Source organism: Pseudomonas sp. CFBP 13711, from assembly GCF_014842265.1.
In the GTDB taxonomy this organism is placed as follows: Bacteria; Pseudomonadota; Gammaproteobacteria; order Pseudomonadales; family Pseudomonadaceae; genus Aquipseudomonas.
On record NZ_JACYVI010000002.1, the window covers coordinates 400,819 to 423,648 of the forward strand.

Here is a 22,830-nt window from a genome sequence, read left to right on the forward strand (position 1 = left end):
TGAGCTGGCTCGCGATCGGCGTTATCCCGGTCAGCTTGATGGCGACTGACCGCATGCTTCGCGAGCAAGCTCACTCCTACAGGGAGACCGCGTGATGGCTGCGGACTTTGGAACGATTTCAGCGACCGGCGCGGGACTCACGGATATAGAAACGGGCTTTCTCGGCTTTCTCGGAGCAGCCCTCGAACGCTTCGAACTGCTGCTGGGTCTTGGCGCCGGTCAGCAGCGACAGGGCCTTGGAGTAGCTGACCGTGCCGGCGAAACCTTCGGCCTTGGCCAGATCGAGCTCGTGCCAGGCTGCGTCAAGGTTGGTGGCACAGCTGTCGCGGTAGGCCGTTTTACCGGCGCAACCGGTGAGAACCAATGCCAACAGGGGCAGGCAGATCCAGGCTTTCATGGGTGTTACCTCAACTAAGGAAATCATTGATGCGGCTTTGACGGTGCGGCGATGTAAAAGTGCCACACCCGGGCGATGCACAATACCCGTTTCGGGCCGTTGGCGTTACGCTGGTGTGTGATGAATCGGCCGCCTTGCGCGCCGCCTGAACGCTGACAGTGGGAAACGCACATGAATAAACGCATCGCGCTGGTGCTGGGCTCCGGGGGCGCACGGGGTTATGCGCACATCGGCGTCATCGAAGAGCTCGAACATCGCGGCTACGACATTGCCTGCATCGCCGGCTGTTCCATGGGCGCGGTGATCGGCGGGATCTACGCGGCAGGCAAGCTGCCCGAGTACAAGGCGTGGATCGAAAGCCTGGATTACCTGGACGTGTTGCGGCTGGTGGACGTGAGTTTCCGGCTGGGGGCGATTCGCGGCGAGAAGGTGTTCGGCAAGATTCGCGACATCGTCGGCGAGATCAACATCGAGGACCTGCCGATTCCCTACACCGCCGTGGCCACGGACCTGACCAACCAGCAGGAAATCTGGTTTCAGGAAGGCAATCTGCATTCGGCGATGCGCGCCTCGGCGGCGATCCCCAGCCTGTTTACCCCGGTGGTTCAGGGCAACCGTACGCTGGTGGATGGCGGCCTGCTGAACCCGTTGCCGATCGTGCCGGTGGTGTCGAGCCACTGCGATCTGATCGTCGCGGTCAACCTCAATTCAACGACCCAGAAGCATTACACCTTGCCGGTGATCGAGCGCCCGCCGGCGGTGAAGAAGCGTATCGACGGGTTGATGAGCTCCATCGGCTCGCACCTGCCGTTCCGCCGCAAGCTGGACCTGACCGGCGAGGATAGTTTGCGTCTGGCGCAGGAAAGGCTCAAGCCCAGCGCCGCCGTGCTGACGGGCAATCCGTGGTTGATGGCCGATATCGAATCCGCCGACCCCCAGGGCCAGCAACCCTCCGCCGCGCCCACCCAGGCCGGGGCGCCGAGATCGGCCAGCGGCTCGATCATCATCGACAACGTCGGCCCTGCCTCGCTGCTGGACCTGATCAACCAGAGTTTCGAGGTCATGCAGACGTCCCTGGCGCAATACAAAATCGCCGGCTACCCGCCCGACATCCTGATCAACGTGCCGAAGCGCGTGTGCCGGTTCTTCGAATTCTACAAAGCCCCGGAGCTGATCGCGCTCGGGCGGCAGATCGCCAGGGAAACGCTGGATCGGTATGAGCAGGAGCATTCGTGAGCAATTGGGTGGGTCAGACATGGAGATATGCGCTGACTTACCGCATTCGTGAGCAAGCTCACTCCCACACTTGCTGCGTTCACATAAGATTGTCAGCGCTGCCGAGATCCTGTGGGAGCGACCGGGGTGGCGCTCCACCTTGCTCGCGAATTGCGGTGGATCTGATATGAAGACATGGGCTGACGCACCGCGCTTGGGCAGATGCGGCCCAAAGCAAGCGAATGCCTTCACGCATTCACCAACCGATACCCAACCCCCGCTTCGGTCACGATGTACTGCGGCGCGGCGGGGTCGTCGCCGAGTTTCTGGCGCAGGTGGCCCACCACGATGCGCAGGTAATGGGTGTCTTCGACGTGGGTCGGGCCCCAGATGTCCTTGAGCAGTTGCTGTTGGGTAATGACCCGTCCGGGATGCCGCGCCAGTTGCGCCAACACCGCGTACTCCTTGCGGGTCAGGGCGACTTCGGCATCGCCCAGGGACACCCGGCGGTAGGCCAGATCAATGTTCAGCGGGCCGATGACCACCGCCGATTCCACCTGACCGCTCTCCGGCGCCTGGCGCAACAGCGAACGAATCCGCGCCAGAAACTCCTGGATGCCGAACGGTTTGGTCACGTAATCGTTGGCGCCGGCGTCCAGCGCGCGCACTTTCTCGCCCTCACTGGCACGCACCGACAGCACCAGCACCGGCACCGTCGACCACTCGCGAAACTGGCTGAGCACGTCCTGCCCGTCCATGTCCGGCAGGCCCAGGTCGAGCACCAGCAGGTCGGGTTTATTCAGTGCGGCCTGGGTCAGGCCGTCAGTGCCGGTGCCGGCTTCCAGCACTTTGTAGCCTTGTGACGCGAGGCTGATGCGCAGGAACTTGCGGATCTGCGGCTCGTCATCGATCACCAGGATGGTCGCCGTCTGGCTCATGGGTGTCCTGTCATGAAGAAAAGGGTCGGTACCGAAAGAACGTCAGCGTAGCGCAAAGCGGGTTCAGACCGCCTGGTCCATTTCCGCTTCGGGCTGCGCCTGCAGCGGCAAGTGCAGGCTGATGCAGGTGCCGCGACCGTCGATGCCGTCGTCCACGCTGATCCGCCCGCCATGGGCGCCGACCATGCCCTGACAGATCGCCAGACCCAGCCCCGTGCCCTGCCCGCCTCGGTCTCCCCGCGCGGCGGTGTAGAACATATCAAAAATCTTCGCCCGTTCGTTCTCGGGTATCCCCGGCCCTTCATCACTGACGGCGAAAATAATCTCCTCGTTCTGCACGCTCACCGCCATCTGCAGACGGCCATTGACCGGCGAGAAGCGCGCGGCGTTTTCGATCACGTTGATCAGCGCCTGCTCGATCAGCGCGGCGTGCACGTACAGCAGCGGCAATTCCGCCGGCAATTCGGTCATGACTTGCAGCGGCGCGAGCACCGCACGCAGGCGATTGAGCGCGCTGCCGACGATGTCAACCGGTGAGACCCAGTCCCGCGCCAGCTTCAGCGCGCCATGACCGAGGCGCGTCATGTCCAGCAGATTCTGAATGTAGCGATCCAGACGCTCGGCCTCGTCGCGGGTGCCTTCGAGCAATTCGCGACGGTCTTCCAGCGGAATCGCCTCGCCCAGGGCCAACAGGCTGTCAATGCTGCCGCGCATGGCGGTCAGCGGCGTGCGCAGGTCGTGGGAGACCGACGCCAGCAACGCGCTGCGCAGCTGTTCGGTCTCGCCGTGCAAACGCGCGGCCTCGAGATCCTCGGCCAGTCGCGCCCGGGCCAGGGCCTGACCCAATGGCTGACTCAGCGCGGTCAGCAGACGTCGCCGCTGAGGGCTGAAAGTCTGGCCCTGCTTCGCACGAATCCCCAGTAACGCCATCGGCGCGTCGTCTACCCACAGCGGCAACCACCACCAACTCCCCGACGGCAGCGTGCCAGTGCCCTTGCCCGCCGGTTGCCCGTGCTGCCAGGCCCAGTCCGCCGCTGCGCGTTCAAATTCAGAAAACTCCAGCGGCCCGCCCACCTCGACTTTCCAACCCTGCTCGCGGTCGTTGTCCAGCACGCACAGCTGCAACTCGCTCCAGCCGGCCAGGTGATGATCGGCCGCACTGAGCACGGCCTGGCGATCGGTGGCGGCGGTCAGGCGGCGGGACAGGTCGAGCAGTTCGCTGGTCTCCTCCTGGGTGTCCCGCAGCGCTTGCAACTGGCGGCGCTGGCGAGCGGCGAGATTGCCGGTCAGCGCGGCCATCAGCAGGAAAAACAGCAGCGTCAGCACGTCTTCTTCGCGCTGGATGCTCAGGGAAAAGTTCGGCGGGATGAACAAAAAGTCATAGGCCAGAAATGACAGCACCGAACAGACCATCGCCGGGCCGACGCTGCTGCGCACGGCCACCAGCAACACGGCGGCGAGAAAGACCAGGGAGATATTCGGCAGCGCCAACCAGCTGGACACCGCCCAGGCCAAGGCACTGGCGCCGATTGTGGCAACCAGCGCCAGGGCGTAATCAAACCAGACCAGATTGCGCGGCGAAGTGGATTGCGGCTGATCAGGGCGCGACTCGCTGTCGAGCACGTTGATTTCCAGACCGTGGGCATTGCGCAGCAGACGCGACGCCAGACCGCCGCCCAACACCCGACGCCGCAGCGAAGGCCGCGACTGCCCCACCAGTACCAGGCTGGCGCGGCGTTCGGTGGCGTGCTGAATCAGCGTCTTCGCCACTTCCGGCGCGCGCAGCACCACCACTTCCCCGCCGAGGCGTTCGGCCAGTTGCTGGGCATTCTGCAAACGGCTGCGGGCCAGCTCATCGAAAAAGCGCCCGTTGTCGACATGCACCAGACTCCACGGCAGGTGCCGACGTTGCGCGACCCGGCTGGCGTGGCGCACCAAGCGCTCGGCCTGGGCGTCGCCGTCGATCCCCACCAACAGACGGCCGCGCACTGCGGGCGCCGCCTGACCCAACTGCCGATAGCCCAGCGCCAGGTCGTTGTCGACTTGGGCGGCGGCGGTCTGCATGGCCATTTCCCGCAACGCGGTGAGGTTGGTCTGGGTGAAAAACGCATCGATGGCCGCGCGGGCCTGCTCCGGCACGTAGACCTTGCCGTCGCGCAACCGCTCCAGCAATTCGCGGGGCGGCAGGTCGATCAGCACCAGTTCGTAGGCTTCCTGCAACACCCAGTCCGGCAAGGTTTCGCGCACTTGCACGCCGGTGATGCCGCGCACCTGATCGTTGAGGCTTTCCAGGTGCTGAACGTTGACCGTGGTGTAAACGTCGATCCCCGCCGAGAGCAATTCCTGAATGTCCTGCCAGCGCTTGGCGTGGCGGCTGCCGGGCGCGTTGGAATGGGCCAGTTCGTCGACCAGCACCAGTTTGGGTTTCGCCGCAAGAATACCGTCCAGGTCCATCTCTTCGAGCATGACCCCGCGGTATTCGGAACGGACCATGGGTTGCTGGGGCAAACCGCCCAGCAGCGCCTCGGTTTCGGCGCGGCCGTGGGTCTCGACGACCCCGGCCAGCAGCGAAACGCCCTGGCGCATCTGCGTGTGCGCGGCCTGAAGCATGGCGTAGGTCTTGCCCACGCCCGGTGCCGCACCGAGAAACACCTTCAGCCGCCCGCGATCGTCCCGGGGAAGATTGACCAGCAAAGCGTCGGCGCGGGTGGTTGAATTCACGAAAAGTTGTCCTGGTGCGGGGTGATGTGTGCACGTGTGGCGTCGCCCGTTGGCGTCAGTTCACGACGTTGCCAGACGGTAACCGATTCAGACTCAGATTCAAGTCCAGCACGTTTACCACCGGCGGGCCGATCAGCGAGGTCTGGGTGTTGTCCGCCACCAGTTTCTGCACCGACTCGGCAGGCAGGTTCCGCGCTGCTGCGATGCGGGCCACCTGGTATTGCGCCGCGGCTGGCGACAGATGCGGATCAAGACCGCTGGCCGACGTGGTCAGCAGGTTCAGCGGCACCGGGCCCTGGCTGTCGACCTTCTCTTTGGCGGCATCATCGGTCACTCGGGTCGCCAGCGCCGGATTGCTCGGCGCCAGGTTGCTCGCGCCGCTGGCGACGGTGGCAAAGGCCCCGGCAGACGGACGCGGGTGAAACCATTCTTCGCCGGTGAAATTCTGTGCGATCAGTTCAGAGCCACGCACTTTTTCATGGTCGTCGTAGACCAGGCTGCCATTGGCCTGATCCGGAAACGCCACCTGGGCGACGCCGGTCACCACCAGCGGGTAAGCCACGCCGGTGATCAGGGTCATCAAAACGATCAGGCTCACGGCCGGACGCAATACGCTGGACATCATTCATTCCTCATTCGAAGTGAGCGCCGCGCGGGATCAGTCACCGCACGGCGCGATCAACGGGTTAAACCAGGTGCAGGGCGGTCAACAGCAGGTCGATCACCTTGATGCCCACGAACGGCACGACCAGCCCGCCGAGGCCATAGACCAACAGGTTGCGGCGCAGCAGATGCGCCGCGCTGGCGGCCTGCACCCGGACACCGCGCAGCGCCAGCGGGATCAGCACGACAATGATCAGCGCGTTGAACACGATGGCCGACAGAATCGCGCTCTGCGGGCTGGCCAGGTGCATGATGTTGAGCACGCCCAGTTGCGGATAGATCGCCGCAAACAGCGCCGGCAGGATGGCGAAATACTTGGCCACGTCGTTGGCGATGGAAAAGGTCGTCAGGGCGCCGCGGGTTACCAGCAATTCCTTGCCGATCTGCACCACGTCCAGCAGCTTGGTCGGGTCGCTGTCGAGATCGACCATGTTGGCCGCTTCCCGCGCCGCCTGGGTGCCATCGTTCATCGCCATGCCGACGTCGGCCTGGGCCAGCGCTGGCGCGTCGTTGGCACCGTCGCCGCACATCGCCACCAGACGCCCGTCGTTCTGCTCCTGACGGATGCGCTCCAGCTTCTTCTCGGGAGTGGCTTCGGCCAGCACGTCATCGACGCCCGCCTCTGCCGCGATCGCTGCCGCCGTCAGCGGGTTGTCGCCCGTGACCATGACCGTGCGAATGCCCAGTTTGCGCAGTTCCTCGAAGCGCTCGCGAATGCCCGGCTTGACCACGTCCTTGAGATGAATCGCGCCCAGCAGCTTGCCATCGCCGCAGACCAGCAACGGCGTACCACCGGTCTTGGCGATCTTGTCGATCTCCCGCGCCAGTACCGGCGGCAGGTCACTGCGGTCACGGCCGAGGAATTTCAGCAGCGAATCCACCGCACCCTTGCGGTACACGCGGCCTTCGTAGTCAACGCCGGACAAGCGGGTTTCTGCGGTGAACGGCACCGCCGTCAACTGGCTCGGTGCAGGCTCGGTCATCGGGTGCAGACCGCGGAGGTACTCGACGATGGACTTGCCTTCGGCGGTGTCATCCGCCAGCGAGGCCAGCAGCGTGCCTTCGCTCAGCTCTTTGGCCGACACGCCCGGCGCGGCATACACCGCCGCGCAACGACGGTTGCCGAAGGTGATGGTGCCGGTCTTGTCCAGCAGCAACACATGCACGTCACCCGCCGCCTCTACCGCACGGCCGGACTTGGCGATCACGTTGAGGCGCACCAGGCGATCCATGCCGGCAATGCCGATGGCCGAGAGCAGGCCGCCGATGGTGGTCGGAATCAGGGTGACCAGCAGCGCCACGAGGAACACCAGCGGCAGGTTACCGCCGGCAAAATGCGCGAACGGCTGCAGGGTCACGACCACCAGCAGGAAGATCAGGGTCAGGCCGATCAGCAGAATGTCGAGAGCGACTTCGTTGGGGGTCTTCTGGCGCTTGGCGCCTTCGACCAGCGCGATCATGCGGTCCAGCGTCGATTCGCCGGGGTTGGCGCTGATCCGCACCAGCAGCCAGTCGGATACCAGTCGCGTGTTGCCGGTCACGGCCGAACGGTCGCCGCCGGACTCGCGGATCACCGGCGCAGACTCACCGGTAATCGCCGCTTCGTTGACGGCCGCAATGCCTTCGATCACCTCGCCGTCGCCCGGGATCATCTCGCCGGCTTCGACGCGGACCACATCGCCCTTGCGCAGCGTGGCGGCGTTGACCATCTGGTAGCTGCCATTGGCGCCCTGGATCCGCGCTTTCAGGCCTTCGCTCCCGGCTTTCAAGCTGTCGGCACGGGCCTTGCCGCGACCTTCGGCCAAGGCTTCGGCGAAGTTGGCGAACAACACGGTGAACCAAAGCCAGACGGCGATCTGCACGGCGACGGACGTCGGCACCGCCGGATCGGGGATCAGGCACAGCACGGTGGTCAGAATCGCGGTCAGTTCGACCACCAGCATCACCGGCGCACGGTGCAGCTGGCGCGGGTCGAGCTTGATGAACGCCTGGACCAGCGCCGGGCGCCACAGCGCGGCGAAGCCGGTCTTGGCCGACACGTTCGATGCGGGCTGCGCGTCATGGCCGGCTGTCTTGCTGGCCTGGCCTTTAGAGTCCGAGCTTTTACTGTCCGGGCTTTTTGTTACGGGGGCTTGCATGTTCATGGTGTGGTCCTCAGAAGCCCAGGCTCAAGTGTTCGGCGATCGGTCCCAGTGCCAGGGTCGGCAGGAACGTCAGGCCACCCACGAGCAGGATGGTCACGGTCAGCAAGGTGACGAACAGCGGGCCGTGGGTCGGGAAGCTGTTCTGGCCCAGCGGCGAGGTCTTCTTCGCGGCCAGACTGCCAGCCAGGGCCAGCACCGGCAGGATGTAGCCGAAGCGGCCAATGAACATCGACAGGCCCAACATCAGGTTGTGGAAGGTGGTGTTGGCGCTGAAGCCGCCGAAGGCCGAACCGTTGTTGGCGGTCGCCGAAGTGTAGGCATATAGCAACTGACTGAAACCGTGGGCGCCGGGGTTGCTGATCGCACCTGCCGGGCCGGGCAACGAGGCTGCCAGCGCACCGAACACCAGCACGCCGACCGGCATCACGATCAAGGTCGCCACCAGCAACTTGACCTCACGGGCCTGCAGTTTCTTGCCGAGGTATTCCGGGGTGCGGCCAATCATCAGGCCGGCGAGGAACACCGCGATCAATACGTTGAGCAACATGCCGTAGAGGCCCGCGCCGACGCCGCCGAAGATCACTTCGCCGACCATCATGTTGGCCAGGGCGATCATCCCGGTAAGCGGGTTGAGGCTGTCGTGCATGCCGTTGACCGAACCGTTGGACGCCGCCGTGGTGGTTGCGGCCCACAGCACGGTGGCCGTTGTGCCAAAGCGGGTTTCCTTGCCTTCCATCGGCGCGGTCTGCTCGACCGACGCGATGTTCAGCGCAGGGTTAGGCTGGTACTCAGCCCACATCGCCGTCGCGCCACCGATCAGGAACAGCGCCAGCATGCAGGCGATGATCGCGCGGCTCTGGCGCATGTCTTTCACGTAGTGGCCGAAGGTGAACACCAGCGCGGCCGGGATCAGGATGATCGACACCAGCTCGAACAGGTTGCTCCAGATGGTCGGGTTCTCGAACGGATGCGCCGAGTTGACGCCGAAGAAGCCGCCGCCGTTGGTGCCCAGTTGCTTGATCGCAATCTGGCTGGCAGCCGGGCCCAGAGGAATGGTCTGGTCGGTGCCTTGCAGGGTCACGGCGTCCACGTAATGGGCGAAGGTTTGCGGCACGCCCTGCCACACCAGAAACAGCGCCAGGATGATGCACATCGGCAACAGGCCATAGAGGGTCGCGCGGGTCATGTCGGCCCAGAAGTTGCCCAGGTGCTGCGTCGAGCGACGGCTGATGCCGCGGCAAAACGCGACCAGCACGGCGATGCCGGTGGCGGCGCTGACGAAGTTCTGCACGGTCAGACCGGCCATCTGGCTGAGGTAGCTCAGGGACGCTTCGCCGCTGTAGCTCTGCCAGTTGGTGTTGGTGACGAAGCTCATCGCGGTGTTAAACGCCAGCGACCACTCCATGCCCGGCAGACCTTGAGGGTTAAGCGGCAGCGAGCCTTGCATGAGCAGGATGGCGAACAGCACGACGAACCCGGCCAGGTTGAAGGCCAGCAGGGCGATTGTGTAGGTTTTCCAGTTTTGTTCGACCGCAGGGTCGACGCCGGACAGGCGATAGCAGATGCGTTCGACCGGGCCCATTACCGGGGTCAGAAAGGTCCGCTTACCTTCCATGACGTTGTAGTAGAACCGTCCCAGCAGCGGCGCGGGCAACAGCACCAAGGCGAAAAACGCCAGTATCAGCAGGTATTCGTAACCGTGCATGGCCGTTACTCCTCGACCCGGCCGGCGCGCAGGAGCGCAACCAGCAAGTAAACGAATAACCCTGCCGCGAGCAGCAGTGACACCCCATCCAGAACGCTCATGAAAAACTCTCCGTCATACGGCGACTGCCGTGTGGGGCAATTGTCTGCAGCGGGGGTGTAAAGGAACGAGAGCGACGGGGGTCGGGGGGCATAAAGAAAGCGTAAAGAGTGGTTGATTTAGCGGCTTTGCGGGCTTTAGATCGCGGGCATATCCAATATTTGTGTGGGCTGTAGTTATGGTTCCGCCCTTACGGCGGGTCACTTTTTCCAAGAGCCGAAAAAGTAACCAAAAAGGCCCTGCTCCTGGTTAGGTCCCTCCTCCGTCGGGATTCCCTCACTCCGACGACGCTCCGTGGGCCCGCGCCGAACGGACATCCATGTCCTGACGGCGCTCTCGCCGCATCCATGCGGCTCGGCCCACTCCGCGTCGTCTACGTTCGGCCTGCACCCAAGTCGCGATTAGCGGCGTCTGAGCTTTCTGTGCATGAAGATCAAGATCAACAGCAGATCACGATCATGGGCAGATCAAGGGAGATCAAACTCTGAGGACTTGTAGGAGTGAGCTTGCTCACGAAGGGGTCGGTACATCCACCGGATATCTGGTGTTTGAGATAAAGCATTCGCGAGCAAGCTCGCTCCCACAGATGGGCGTCCAATCAGCAAAACTGTCGCCGCCTGGGCTGGCCTCTTCCCGGCTAAAGCCAGTCCTACAGGGCGTACGCGGTGCTTTTGTAGGACCGGCTTCAGCCGGGAAGCTGTTGATCTGCTTTTGATCTTGATCTTCATACGCAAGACGTCCAGACGACACCAATCGCGACTTGGGTGCAGGCCGAACGCAGACGACGCGGAGTGGGTCAAGCGCCAGGGACTTGTGGGAGTGAGCTTGCTCACGAAGGGGTCGGTACATCCACCGGATATCTGGTGTTTGGGATAAAGCATTCGCGAGCAAGCTCGCTCCCACAGATGGGGTGTCCAATCAGCAAAACTGTCGCCGCCTGGGCTGGCCTCTTCCCGGCTAAAGCCAGTCCTACAGGGCGTACGCGGTGCTTTTGTAGGACCGGCTTCAGCCGGGAAGCTGTTGATCTGCTTTTGATCTTGATCTTCATACGCAAGACGTCCAGACGACACCAATCGCGACTTGGGTGCAGGCCGAACGCAGACGACGCGGAGTGGGTCAAGCGCCAGGGACTTGTGGGAGTGAGCTTGCTCACGAAGGGGTCGGTACATCCACCGGATATCTGGTGTTTGGGATAAAGCATTCGCGAGCAAGCTCGCTCCCACAGATGGGGTGTCCAATCAGCAAAACTGTCGCCGCCTGGGCTGGCCTCTTCCCGGCTAAAGCCAGTCCTACAGGGCGTACGCGGTGCTTTTGTAGGACCGGCTTCAGCCGGGAAGCTGTTGATCTGCTTTTGATCTTGATCTTGATCTTCATACGCAAGACGTCCAGACGACACCAATCGCGACTTGGGTGCAGGCCGAACGCAGACGACGCGGAGTGGGCCGAGCCGCATGGATGCGGCGAGAGCGCCGTCAGGACATGGATGTCCGTTCGGCGCGGGCCCACGGAGCGTCGTCGGAGTGAGGGTATCCCGACGAAGGAGGGACCTAGCCAGGAGCAAGCACCCTTGGTTACTTGGGGTGCTTTTCCAAGTAACTCGCCGAAGGCGAAACAGTCTGCCCCCAGGCAGACGCCCTTGATCTTGATCTTGATCTTGATCTTGATACGAAGCACGGCAGGTCAGCCGTGTACCGACCTTGATACATTCAAGACAATCCACCGACACCTGCCCCCCTCACCCTTCCGCCCCGCTCGCCAGCGAAGTAGCATGGCAGCGTCGACTCCTACCCGCGGCCCACTCGGCAGCACCACACGGCGGCAGCACCATGCAGACAACACCCGACAGCACCACCGCCACCGCGCCGAGCGAAGAGCGCCGCTGGAACACCCGCGCCCTCATCGTCGACGACGACATCCCCATCCGCGAACTGCTCTGCGACTACCTCGCCCGCTTCAACATCCACAGCACCGGCGTCACCGACGGCAACGCCATGCGCCTGGCCCTCACCGAAGACACCTACGACGTCGTCGTCCTTGACCTCATGCTCCCCGGCGAAGACGGCCTCTCCCTCTGCCGCTGGCTGCGTAGCACCTCCGACATCCCCATCCTCATGCTCACCGCCCGCTGCGAACCCACCGACCGCATCATCGGCCTGGAACTGGGCGCCGACGACTACATGGCCAAACCCTTCGAGCCCCGCGAACTCGTCGCGCGGATCCAGACCATCCTGCGCCGCGTGCGCGATGACCGCACCGAAGAACGCACCACCCTGCGCTTCGACAACTGGCGCCTGAACAGCGTCCTGCGCCAACTCACCGCGCCGGACGGCCTCGTCGTGCCCTTGTCCAACGCCGAATTCCGCCTGCTGCGGGTCTTCCTCGAACGGCCGCGTCGCGTGCTCAACCGCGAACAACTGCTCGACGCCGCCCGGGGCCGCTCCATTGAAGCGTTCGATCGCAGCATCGACCTCCTCGTCTCGCGCCTGCGGCAGAAGCTCGGCGATGACCCGAAATCACCGCAACTGATCAAAACCGTGCGCGGCGAAGGCTACATGTTCGACGCCCGGGAGATTGGTTGATCCGCTCGGCCGATACCCTGTTTGCCCGGCTGTTTGGCGGGGCAATGCTGGCGATCGTCCTGGCGCACCTGCTCGCATTCGTCTGGTTTCACCACTACGGCCCGAGAATGCCGCCCCCGCCCGGTTGCGATCGGCCGATGGAAAGCCAGATGCAACCGCCACCCGAACGCGACGCTGCAACGGACGACGACCTTCAGCGCCCTCCTCCACCGCAAGGATGCCGCCCGCCGATGCTCGGCATTCCGCTGGTGCCCTTGCTGTTCCAGCTGATCAGCCTGGTGCTCGCCGCCTGGTTCGGCGCCAAGGCCCTGAGCCGGCCGATCCGCCGACTGAGCGAAGCGGCCGAGCGCCTCAGCGAAAACCTCGACAGCCCGCCCCTGGCCGCCAATGGCCCTCGCGAGGCACGTCAGGCGGCGCAGGCGTTCAACCTGATGCAGGAGCGCATTCGCGAACAGGTGCAACAGCGCGGGCGCATGCTCGCCGCCGTCTCCCATGACCTGCGCACGCCGCTGGCGCGTCTGAAACTGCGGGTCGAGCAGATCGACGAGCCGCGGCTGCACGGGCAGATGAGCCAGGACCTCAACGACATGATCGGCATGCTCGACGCGACCCTGACCTACCTCAACGAACAGCGCACCAGCGAAGCGCTGCAGTATTTCGACGTGCAGGCGCTGATTGAATCCCTCGCCGAAAACGCCCAGGACAACGGTGACGACATTCAGGCGAGCGGCACCTGCCGGCCACTGAAGTCCCAGCCCATGGCCCTGCGCTCTTGCCTGAACAACCTGATCGACAACGCCCTGCGTTACGCCGGGCACGCGCGGGTCGAGATCGAAGACGCCAGCGATCGCCTGCGGGTCAGCGTCATCGATCACGGCCCCGGCATTCCTGAAGACCTGCGTGAAGTGGTGTTCGAGCCCTTCTATCGCGTCGAGAGCTCGCGCAATCGCAACTCGGGCGGCGTCGGCATCGGCATGACCATCGCCCGGGAAGCCGCGCGCCGAATGGGCGGCGACCTGCGCCTCGAAAAAACCCCCGGCGGCGGCCTGACCGCCGTGCTGGATCTGCCGCGAATCTGACCCGGCGCCGCTACGCAAGCCTCACGTAAGCGCGGCGGTACAAACCCAACACACCCACGACACGCCTTGCCCTGACGCTGCATAAGCCGGAGCACCGCCCGGCATTATCCATCTGATGGGGAGTCAGTCCGATGATCACAGGCGTCAGCGGCAGCAGCAGTTATTCCAGCTACACCAGTGCCAGCACGAGCAGCACCACCAGCACAGCCAACAGCAAGAAGTTCGCCGACGAATTATTGAAGAAACTCGACGCGAACGGCGACGGCAGCATCGACAAGGACGAGCTGAGCTCGTCGCTGTCCTCGGATTCCAAAGACGGCATTACCGTCAGCTTGAGCAAGGCGTTCGGCGATCTCGACAGCAATGACGACGACAGCCTCGACGCCGACGAACTGGCTGCCTTGACGCCTCCGCCGCCACCGCCGATGCAGATGGACGCCGCGTCCTCCGAAGACGAAGCGCAAAACCTGCTCAGTGCGCTGGACAGCGACGGCGACGGGACGGTCAGCAGCGCTGAACTGACCACGGCGTTGAGCAGTTCAGACAGCAGCGCCGACAGCAGTAAGGTGTTCGATGCCCTCGACACCAACAAGGACGGCACCGTCAGCCTCGACGAACTGACCGCCAGCCTGCAGGCCCAACAACCGCCGCCTCCGCCCCCTGCCGAAGACGCCAGTGACCTGTTCAGCAGCCTGGACAGCGACAGTGACGGCAGCATCACCGCGGCCGAACTGACCAGCGTGTTGCAGGGCACGACAAATTCCGCCAGCACCTCGTCCTCCAGCAACCAGACCGCCGCTAGCCAAACAGCCACTTCGCAAACCACCACCCAGGCCACCGAAGCCTTGAACCGCATGGTCGCGGCCCTCAGTGACCGCTACAACCTCAACAGCAACGCCACGTCCGGCAAATACGTCAGCACCTCGGCCTGACGAAAAAAAACCGCCGCCGAACTGAGCTCGGCGGAGGTTTTTTTATGCCCGTGCTTTTTACGGGTGTGAATTACTTGACCGGCTGCCGCGCGCGGCTGTCGCCGACCCAGTCCAGCAGCAAGCTGTAGGCCACCGCCAGCAAGGTCGGGCCGATGAACAGGCCGATGAAGCCGAACGCCAGCAACCCGCCAAACACCCCGAGCAAGACAATCACCAACGGCAGGTTGCCGCCCCGACTGATCAGGTACGGCTTGAGCACGTTATCGACGCCACTGACGATGAAGGTGCCCCACAAGCCGAGAAAAATCGCCATGCCGTAATCGCCTCTCCAGGCCAGCCACGCCGTGGCGGGTATCCAGATCAGCGGCGGGCCCATGGGCACCAGGCTCAGCAGGAAGGTGCCAATGCCCAGCACCAGCGCGCCCGGCACGCCGGCAATCAGAAAACCGATCAGGGCCAGCACCGCTTGCGCCGCAGCCGTGCCGATCACACCGTTGACCACCCGTTGCACCGTGCCGGCCACCAGATCGAGGTAATACTGAGCGCGATCGCCGATCAGCCGTTCCAGCAGACTCAGCACGAACGCCGCCACCCGCGGCCCGTCGCGGTAGAAAAAGAACACGAAGACGATGCTCAGGGTCAGCTCAAGAATGCCGCCGCCGATCTGCGCACTGCGCGCCAGCAGCCAGTTGCCGACCTGACCCAGATAAGGCCGGACGCTGACCAGCAGCGCCGCGCCTTGTTGGTCGATGGTGTTCCAGTAACCCACCAACCGCTCGCCCACCAGCGGAACGCCCGCCAGCCAGGTGGGTGGATCCGGCAGGCCGTCCACTTGCACGTCCTTGACGAACGCCGTTGCGTCGCGCACGTGGTCCGCCAGATTGAAGCCCAGCCAGACCAGCGGCGCGAGCACCAGCACCATCCAGCCCAGGGTCAGAATCGCCGCCGCGAGGGACTCACGCCCCTTGAGCGCGCGGGTCAACAGACGCATCAGCGGCCAACTGGCAAACGCCAGCACCGCACCCCAGAACAGCGCCGACCAGAACGGCACCATCACCCACAGGCAGGCGCCGAGCAGCGCGAGCAGGAGAATCTGCACCAACAGGCGATCGTTATTGAACATCGGTCATTCCGCAAAAGAGGGGGTTTAATCCGAGCAGCATACCGTCTAACCACGCAGCCCGCCGCGCGCTCACACCCACGCCAGCCTTAAGGACGGAACCGAGACAAGTCTATGCGTGCTGAAGACCTGTCCGCCGGTGTTTGCGGGCGATTTGACCTTCTATCACTCAGCCCATTCTTTATTAACGGTAAAGGCGATTGTCAGCCAACGATCAGGGCCGGTACCTCCGACCTCTTCGCCAATTTCATCCCGGATCAGATCCCATGCCTCCAGGGAGCGTGGCGGCAAGCCCGGTGGAACGATGAAGTAAATCTCGATCTGCCTCCCGCGCCCCACTCGGGCCACATAGGCACGGTAGGAAAGGAAGCCATGTCGCTGGACTGCATCGCTGGCAACGTCATCAACTCTTTTCTTCATTTCTGGCGGGGTCACCAGCAGAACATCTGCGAGAGCGTCACGAATCGTTGGCAGAGGCAAGGGTAAAACGATGAGACAAACAAGCGCCAACACCGCGGGATCTATGTAAGGCGATAACCATTCCAGCTCTGTGCCCCTGATAATCCAGCCGGTCAGGAACGCGACTAACAGAGCGCCGGTCATTGCAGCGGAGATTGTCCAGGCTTTAACGTCCAGGGCGATGAAGCTTGAATTGAGGCGTTTGTTTGCTCGTTGGCCATAGATGATCATTCCAACCGCGCTCACAAGGGCCACAAAAGCAAAAATGAGCGCGAGATCGAAGTCCAGGTGTCGCCCGCCCGCCATCAGGCTTCCGACGGCCATGATCAGGCCATAGCCAGCGGTGCCAACCAATAGAGTCCCGGACAAACCAAGCACAATGGGCTCAAGGTGCCAGAACCCCATCGTGAAATTCTTGGTCAGGCGGGCGCGACCGACATCGTTGTGAGAGAAGGCAATCAGTTTGGCAACGACCAGTGCAAAGCTCGTCATGATTGCGTCGATAAGGGTGTATACGCCGTCAAAAATAATCGACGCAGACCCGGTCAGCAGACCGAATACCACCCCAAAAATAGCCAGAGCAAACGTCACAATAATGGAAAGGCGAAGCACGCTTGGCTCTGTCATCTGACTCACGGGTACGATTGGGGGGCGGCATTGTAAACACACGGTGAAGTCAGACCAAACCTGGCTCTGCGGCGGTCAGCGGATGAGTTCGAGGGTCAGGCCGGGATTTTTCCGGTCGCCCGCTTCCATTCGTGCAGCGCGTACGCCTTTGGCCACCAGCGCCTGACGCCACGCTTCGCGCTGATCCCCGGAAAGCGTAACCCGCAAGGTGCTGTCCAGATTCAGGCCACGGGACAGCAAGGTGATCCACGGCTCCTGCGGCTCAGCGGTCAGCATCGGCAGTTCCAGCTCGCCGGTGCTTTTCAGCTCGCGCAACAGGGTCGCGGAAGTCGGCAGCAAGTCCCCCAGCGGCGTGCTCGACTGAAACTGCTCGACATGGAGGAACGCCCGGCGGTTGCCCCGGGTGATGCCGTACAACGCCAAGAGCGTGTTATCCGCCGGCGCGGCCAGGCGCAGCAGCAAGTAGGACTGACCGTTGTCAGCGCCATACAGCTTGGCATTGCCGAACACCTCGTTGGCCCACAGGCTGCTTTCGCCGCAATCCCGCGCCTGGCACCAGAATAGCAGCTGCGCGCCCTGCTGCTGCAGTGCTTCGCGGGCGGCGGTGAACGCTTCGTCGGCGCTGTGCTCGACCGGCAATTGGTAGGTGATGGCGGTGACGTTGCCGCGCCCGGACACTTGCCCGTCGAAGCGCAACTGGCCGCTGATCTTGCGAATCGAGCCCAGCGGGTAAATGCGTTCCAGCTCAATGGCGGGCCGATAATCGACGATTTCCGCGTCTGTCAGCCGCGGCACGATGGGCAAGTCCTGACTGCCGGGAACGTCGGCCGCCTGGATGGCGGCGCTGAAGCCGGTCAGCAGCAGCGTCAGCGCGAGCGTGCGGGTGAACGTCATGGAGGCGCTCATGGCAGGGCAATCGGCGAGGCGGCGGCGAATGCAGCAGGCAAAGCACCCGGGGACGTAATCGGCAGGAAAAACAAAGCCGCGACAACGCGCGGCAAGCATGAAAATAAAACGGTGCGGCGTGGGCAGTGGTCCATCGTGCAGTCTCCTGTTTCAACTGCCCCAGCCTCGGCAGTTGCAGGTCGCAAGTCAAGGCACGGCGAAGAAGCGATTGAAACAGTCTGCAACAGAGCGCGCCCCCGCCTCGTCGTTGAGGTGCAGATGGTGCCCGCCCGGCAAGGACGTCACCGTAAAAGGAACGCTGGCGAGCAGCTCCCGGTTCTGCGCGAGCATGCCCTCCTCGGCCACGATCAACTGTGCCGGACAGCGCACCGCCGTGACGAAAGCCAGCGCCTGCGCTCGCGTCAGACGAATCGACGAGGGCAAGGTCAGTCGGCTGTCGCTGCGCCAGGTGTAACCACCCGGCACCGGCATCAAGCCACGCAGGGCCAACAGCTCGGCGGCCTCACGACTGACCGCGACCATGCCTTTCATGCGCGCCTCCACCGCCCGGTCCATGTCCGGGTAGACGGGCTTGCGCTTGCTCTGCTGGGTCAATTGCGCCTGCAGCGCCGCGCCCATGCGCTCGACCACAGACTCGGGCTCGCCCACCGGCGGAACCAACCCGTCGATCAAGGCCAGACGATTAACTCGTTCGGGGACCGCCGCCGCAACGAGCACGGAAATAATTGCCCCCAAGGAATGCCCCAGCAGAGAAAACCGCTCCCAGCCCATCTGCCCCGCCACGTGCAACACGTCGTGGGCGTAGTCCGGCAAACCATACGCCGAACCCGGCGGGCGGTGGTCGGAGTGGCCATGCCCGGCCATGTCCAGTGCCAGGATCCGCAGCCCTTCAAGCTTGGGCGCCAGCCGCGCGAAGCTGTTGGCGTTGTCCAGCCAGCCATGCAGAGCGATTACCGGAATGCCGTCCTGGGGACCGAACAGATGAGCGGCCAGCTCGATATGGGGCAAGCTCAGACGGATCTCTTCCACCGAGCAGGTCATGCGCGGGCTCGTTGCAGGGCGGCGTCAGTGGTCGCGCCTTCAGCTCTGGCCGTCCAGCGGGAAAACAGCGTTCTGAGCATGTGGGCGGTGTCCTCGGGATGTTCGAGCGGGAACATATGCCCACCGGGCACGGAAAGATACTCGCCCTCGCGCATGCTTTTGACCGACAGCGCATGGTGGCGCCGCACCACATCGCTGCTCTCGCCGCGCACCATCGCCAACGGTACGCGCAACTGACGGGCCAGACCGGGGCTGGTGTGGGGCACGCTGCGGTAGATGCTGATTTCGGTGGCAGGGTCGAAACGCAAGCGCAACCCGTCGCCATCGGCTTGCAGCCCGTGAAGCAGATACGCCTCGAAACACTCGGGATCGAAACGCCGAAACAGCGACTTGCCGGCAAAATAATCCCGCGCCGCCTCGACGCTGCTGAACACCTCACGACGCCCCAACGTCCGGCCCGCAGGCGTGATGCGATCGATAAACCCGAAGCGCTTGGCCGCCCGAATCATCCACTGATCGAACCGCGTCAGCACCGGTGAATCCAGCATCACAACGCCGCGGTACAACTCAGGATGACGCAGCGCCGCGTGGTAATGCAGTACACCACCCAGCGAATGGCCTACGCCCCACACCGGTTGCGCCTGCTCGCGCAGATGATGAATCAACTCATCCACCAGCTCCGGCCAGTTGTCCGTCACCGGAAATTGCGGGTCATGGGCATGCTGCTCCAGATGACGAATCTCGAACTCAGGCCCAAGCGCCGCGAACAACTTGCCGTACGTACCCGACGGAAAGCCATTGGCGTGAGCGAAAAACAAAAGTTGAGACATGCCGGCACACCCAGAGCAACCAGAACAAGCCGCGATTGTGCGCACCGCCCGCCAAGCGCGGCAATGACCGGAACTGCCATCGATGAGGCCACTCCGGTCATGGGAAGGTTTATCTGGGTGTGAGCGCCACGGCAGAGACGCGGAGCGTCTGAGGCGGCATTACCGCGCGGAGCGTGGGAACGATCGAGCGTTGGACCGTTTAATTGATGGTGCCCAACCCGGCCTCTTCCCGGCTAAAGCCGGTCCCACTCACAGCAGCGCGTGCAGTCAGTGGGAGTAGCGACAACTCCGACCGTAGGACCGGCTTCAGCCGGGAAGCTTTTGATCTGCGTAAATGCGCTTTTGATCTTCGTACGCAAATGGCTCAAACACCGCCAATCGCGACTTGGGTGCAGGCTGAACGCAGGTCTCGCGCAGTGGGCCGAGCGGCATGGATGCCGCGAGAGCCGCCCCCCGCCATGGATGGCGGATGGCGGCGGGCCCACGGAGCGAGACCGGAGTGAAGGAACCCTGAGGAACGAAGGGCCCAACCAGGAGCAGGCACCTTTGGTTACTTGGGGTGCTTTTCCAAGTAACTCGCCGAAGGCGAAACCCGAGGCCGTTAGGCCGACGCCCTTGATCTTGGCGTCAAGCGCCCAACCATCAGCGAGACGGAGGCTGCTCACCATGGGGCACCACCGCCACCGTCAACCGGGAAATACAACAGGCCTTGCCGTCCTCCGTCGTCAGACGAATATCCCAGACATGGGTCGTGCGCCCGATATGCACCGGGTGCGCCACTGCCGTTACCCGCCCACTGCGCACCCCGCGCAAATGGTTCGCGTTGACCTCAATACCCACACAAAAAAACCGATCGGTATCAATCACCAGATAACTGGCCGTAGACCCCACCGTCTCCGCCAGCACCACCGACGCGCCGCCGTGCAACAAACCGTAAGGCTGATGAGTGCGCTCATCCACCGCCATGCTCGCCGTCAGAGACCGATCGTCGACCGCTTCAAACCGAATATCCAGCACCTCACCGATGGTGTTCTTCTGCTTCGCATTAAGCGCGTCAAGATCCGGAGGGCTACGCCATACACTCATGGTTCTTCCTTGTTATTAGCGAGTTATCAATACATATCACAGGCAGCAGGGGGAGCTGAGCAAACCGCTCACCGCCCCATCACTCAGCGTGCCGAACATCCACCAGTTCCATCGCACCGGCAAGGGGCAAATCCGCCTCAAGCTGAGCAAGACTGGCGGTGTGCATCGGTTGCGCCTGCTGCAAAGAGCCATGCACCGCCAGCCCGATCAAACTGCCCACCAAGGGCTGATGGCTGACCAGCAACACATTCTCCGCGCTGTACGCATCCAGTTGCTCGAGCACCTTGTGCGGATTGCAGTCCGGCGTCAGCCACGGCACGGTCACGATGGCATCGGTGAACCCGAGGGCCTGACGGACCAGCTCGGCGGTCTGCTGAGCACGCACATAGGGGCTGGCGATGATCCGCTGCAGCGGCTGACCCATCAGGTGAGCGGCGCTGCGCAACACCTCTTCGCGGCCCTTGGCCGTCAGCTCCCGCTCGGCATCGGTACGGGCCTGAGGTTTCGCCTCGCCGTGTCGCAGAATCCAGAGCTTCACGGTTTCGGCTCTTCGTCGGGCTTAACCGGCGGAGTAACCGACGGGCCAACCGGCGCAGAGGACGATGCATCGGCAACAGGGGGCGACGTGTCGACCACCACCGGCGGGGTTTCGGAAACCACCGGCGGCGTGGCGGGAACCGGGTGCGGAGTCACTGGCACCGGTTGAGGCGTGACGGGCGTCGGCTCAGCCGCGGCAGGCGCCGGTTGCGGCTTGACAACCACCACATGCGGCGCCTCGCCCTCGGGCGCACGCGGCGCAGGCCAGTCAGCAAACGGCCATGGCTTCTGATCGGTGTGGAAGGTGCCAAAGCGACCGATCTGCGCCAGATACTGGCTCAGGCTGTCGCCGAACGACATGACGCTGAGGCTCGGCGCGCCATTGAACAGGCGGTAAACCAGCTGCACCAGGACAGCCACCCCCAGCACCACCTCCGCCACTTGCCAGACCAGCACAAACAGCACCATCCACAGGATGCGCAGCAGGATTGATTCGTGTTGCTTGAGTTTTGATTCGTTCAAGAGCTTCTCCGTGAAGGGATCAGTTGAAACCACTGGTTGAAATGAAGTCGACATCGGTCTTCGGCTCGGCGCGCATCAGCAGTTCGATGACCTGCTCCAGCGTGCGGCCCTCGAAAAGAATGGCGTGAAGCCCGGCCACCAGCGGCATGTAAACCTGCAGTTCCTGCGCCTTGGCCTTGAGCACCTTGAGGGTGTTGACGCCCTCCGCGACCTCGCCCAGTCGGGTCACCGCTTCGTCCAGGCTCAGGCCCTGCCCCAGGGCAAAACCGACCTGATAATTACGGCTCTTCGGCGACGAACAGGTGACGATCAGATCGCCGACACCGGCCAGACCCAGGAAGGTCATCGGGTTGGCACCCTGACTGACCGCAAAGCGGGTCATCTCGGCCAGCGCGCGGGTGATCAGCATGCTCTTGGTGTTCTCGCCCATATTCAGCGCCACCGCCATGCCGGCGATGATGGCGTAAACGTTTTTCAGCGCGCCGCCCAGCTCCACGCCAAAACGGTCGGCGCTGGCGTACACGCGGAAGGTACGACCGTGCAGCGCGGCCTGAACCTGCTGACAGAGGTCTTCATCTTCGCTGGCAACCACAGTCGCAGTCAGGGCGTGTTCGGCGATTTCCCGGGCCAGATTGGGCCCGGACAGCACGCCAATCCGCGCAGCGGGGGCGATATCCTGGAGGATCTCGCTCATGAGTTTGAAGGTGTCGGCCTCGATGCCCTTAGTCAGGCTGACCAGCATCTTGCCGGCGAGCAGATCGACATGCGGGGTCAGTACGCCACGCAGCGCACTGGACGGCAGCGCCACGAACACCAGTTGACTGTCCTGCAAAGTGGCGTGCAGATCGGTGACCGGCTCGACGCCGTTGAGCACCTTGATGCCCTTGAGGTAGCGCGGGTTCTCGCGGTTCGTCCGGATCGCCTCGGCCTGCTCCGGATCGCGCATCCACTGCGTCACCCGATGACCGTTGCCGGCCAACAGATTGGCCACTGCGGTCCCGAAGCTGCCGCCGCCAAGGACCGCTATTGGTTGCTGCTGGGTCATAAAACAATCCATTCAGGGCCATCAGATCTGGCGATGCGGGCATTATACGGAGCGTTAGTCTCGGGGCCAGCGGCAAAAGGTGCCCCCACGAACTTATAGCCGATCCCCCACTCTTGCCGAGGAAATTGCCCACAGCTCGGTTAAGATGCGCCCCCGAGATGAAAATTCCTCAGCGACGCCGATGA

19 protein-coding genes and 1 pseudogene are annotated in these 22,830 nt (G+C 63.4%); 4 read left to right on the plus strand and 16 right to left on the minus strand.

The window, feature by feature from the left end; genetic code table 11:
• Positions 1-118: 118 nt before the first annotated feature.
• Positions 119-397: a hypothetical protein gene (locus IFT47_RS06740; RefSeq protein WP_062381160.1), complete on the minus strand. Its 279-nt coding sequence runs from the start codon at positions 395-397 to the stop codon at positions 119-121.
• Between the two features lie 171 nt (positions 398-568).
• Here IFT47_RS06740 and IFT47_RS06745 point away from each other — a divergent pair, with 171 nt between their 5' ends.
• Positions 569-1,633 carry a patatin-like phospholipase family protein gene (locus IFT47_RS06745; protein WP_192172197.1) on the plus strand — a complete coding sequence of 355 codons (1,065 nt, stop codon included), beginning with the start codon at positions 569-571 and terminating at the stop codon, positions 1,631-1,633.
• A gap of 227 nt (positions 1,634-1,860) precedes the next feature.
• Here the strand turns inward: IFT47_RS06745 and IFT47_RS06750 are convergent, their stop codons facing one another.
• From IFT47_RS06750 to kdpF, 6 genes are all read right to left on the minus strand, one after another.
• A complete protein-coding gene (locus IFT47_RS06750) occupies positions 1,861-2,550 on the minus strand; it encodes a response regulator (protein ID WP_192172198.1) in 690 nt (229 codons plus the stop codon).
• Positions 2,551-2,613: 63 nt separating this feature from the next.
• Positions 2,614-5,271, minus strand: coding sequence for a DUF4118 domain-containing protein (locus tag IFT47_RS06755; RefSeq protein ID WP_192172199.1), 2,658 nt, complete (start codon positions 5,269-5,271; stop codon positions 2,614-2,616).
• A 55-nt stretch (positions 5,272-5,326) separates the two neighbouring features.
• Complete coding sequence (kdpC, locus tag IFT47_RS06760; protein WP_192172200.1) at positions 5,327-5,893, minus strand: potassium-transporting ATPase subunit KdpC; 567 nt, start codon at positions 5,891-5,893, stop codon at positions 5,327-5,329.
• Between the two features lie 64 nt (positions 5,894-5,957).
• Complete coding sequence (gene kdpB / locus IFT47_RS06765; protein ID WP_192172295.1) at positions 5,958-8,072, minus strand: potassium-transporting ATPase subunit KdpB; 2,115 nt, start codon at positions 8,070-8,072, stop codon at positions 5,958-5,960.
• Between the two features lie 16 nt (positions 8,073-8,088).
• Positions 8,089-9,783, minus strand: coding sequence for a potassium-transporting ATPase subunit KdpA (gene kdpA / locus IFT47_RS06770; protein ID WP_192172201.1), 1,695 nt, complete (start codon positions 9,781-9,783; stop codon positions 8,089-8,091).
• A gap of 5 nt (positions 9,784-9,788) precedes the next feature.
• Complete coding sequence (kdpF, locus tag IFT47_RS06775) at positions 9,789-9,884, minus strand: K(+)-transporting ATPase subunit F (protein WP_037009437.1); 96 nt, start codon at positions 9,882-9,884, stop codon at positions 9,789-9,791.
• 1,824 nt (positions 9,885-11,708) lie between these two features.
• Here kdpF and IFT47_RS06780 point away from each other — a divergent pair.
• The 3 genes from IFT47_RS06780 (at position 11,709) to xopAW (ending at position 14,472) form a co-directional block, all read left to right on the plus strand.
• Positions 11,709-12,461, plus strand: coding sequence for a response regulator (locus IFT47_RS06780; protein ID WP_133771586.1), 753 nt, complete (start codon positions 11,709-11,711; stop codon positions 12,459-12,461).
• Positions 12,458-13,540 (plus strand): sensor histidine kinase, encoded by a 1,083-nt coding sequence (locus tag IFT47_RS06785; RefSeq protein WP_192174905.1) that lies wholly within the window; start codon positions 12,458-12,460, stop codon positions 13,538-13,540. The genes IFT47_RS06780 and IFT47_RS06785 overlap by 4 nt, the downstream gene beginning before the upstream one ends.
• 131 nt (positions 13,541-13,671) lie before the next feature.
• Positions 13,672-14,472, plus strand: a complete 801-nt coding sequence (gene xopAW, locus IFT47_RS06790; RefSeq protein WP_192174904.1) for an EF-hand domain-containing protein — start codon at positions 13,672-13,674, stop codon at positions 14,470-14,472.
• A 70-nt stretch (positions 14,473-14,542) separates the two neighbouring features.
• On the opposite strand, the gene IFT47_RS06795 is transcribed toward xopAW, so the two are convergent.
• From IFT47_RS06795 to IFT47_RS06835, 9 genes and pseudogenes are all read right to left on the minus strand, one after another.
• Positions 14,543-15,595, minus strand: a complete 1,053-nt coding sequence (locus IFT47_RS06795) for an AI-2E family transporter (protein WP_192174903.1) — start codon at positions 15,593-15,595, stop codon at positions 14,543-14,545.
• Positions 15,596-15,757: 162 nt separating this feature from the next.
• Entirely contained in the window at positions 15,758-16,678 is a 921-nt protein-coding gene (locus IFT47_RS06800) for a cation diffusion facilitator family transporter (protein WP_192174902.1), read from the minus strand.
• 75 nt (positions 16,679-16,753) lie between these two features.
• Positions 16,754-17,572, minus strand: a complete 819-nt coding sequence (locus IFT47_RS06805) for a DUF4892 domain-containing protein (protein WP_192174901.1) — start codon at positions 17,570-17,572, stop codon at positions 16,754-16,756.
• A 198-nt stretch (positions 17,573-17,770) separates the two neighbouring features.
• A complete protein-coding gene (locus tag IFT47_RS06810; protein ID WP_192174900.1) occupies positions 17,771-18,625 on the minus strand; it encodes an alpha/beta fold hydrolase in 855 nt (284 codons plus the stop codon).
• Positions 18,622-19,455, minus strand: coding sequence for an alpha/beta fold hydrolase (locus IFT47_RS06815; RefSeq protein WP_192174899.1), 834 nt, complete (start codon positions 19,453-19,455; stop codon positions 18,622-18,624). The genes IFT47_RS06810 and IFT47_RS06815 overlap by 4 nt, the downstream gene beginning before the upstream one ends.
• Before the next feature lie 642 nt (positions 19,456-20,097).
• A complete protein-coding gene (locus tag IFT47_RS06820; RefSeq protein WP_074884934.1) occupies positions 20,098-20,541 on the minus strand; it encodes a hotdog fold thioesterase in 444 nt (147 codons plus the stop codon).
• 79 nt (positions 20,542-20,620) lie between these two features.
• On the minus strand, positions 20,621-21,079 hold the full coding sequence (gene sixA, locus IFT47_RS06825) for a phosphohistidine phosphatase SixA (protein ID WP_192174898.1): 459 nt from the start codon (positions 21,077-21,079) through the stop codon (positions 20,621-20,623).
• 200 nt (positions 21,080-21,279) lie between these two features.
• Positions 21,280-21,600, minus strand: a pseudogene (locus IFT47_RS06830) (DUF4389 domain-containing protein); the annotation flags it as partial.
• 19 nt (positions 21,601-21,619) lie between these two features.
• Positions 21,620-22,645 carry an NAD(P)H-dependent glycerol-3-phosphate dehydrogenase gene (locus IFT47_RS06835; protein WP_192174897.1) on the minus strand — a complete coding sequence of 342 codons (1,026 nt, stop codon included), beginning with the start codon at positions 22,643-22,645 and terminating at the stop codon, positions 21,620-21,622.
• Between the last annotated feature and the right edge of the window lie 185 nt (positions 22,646-22,830).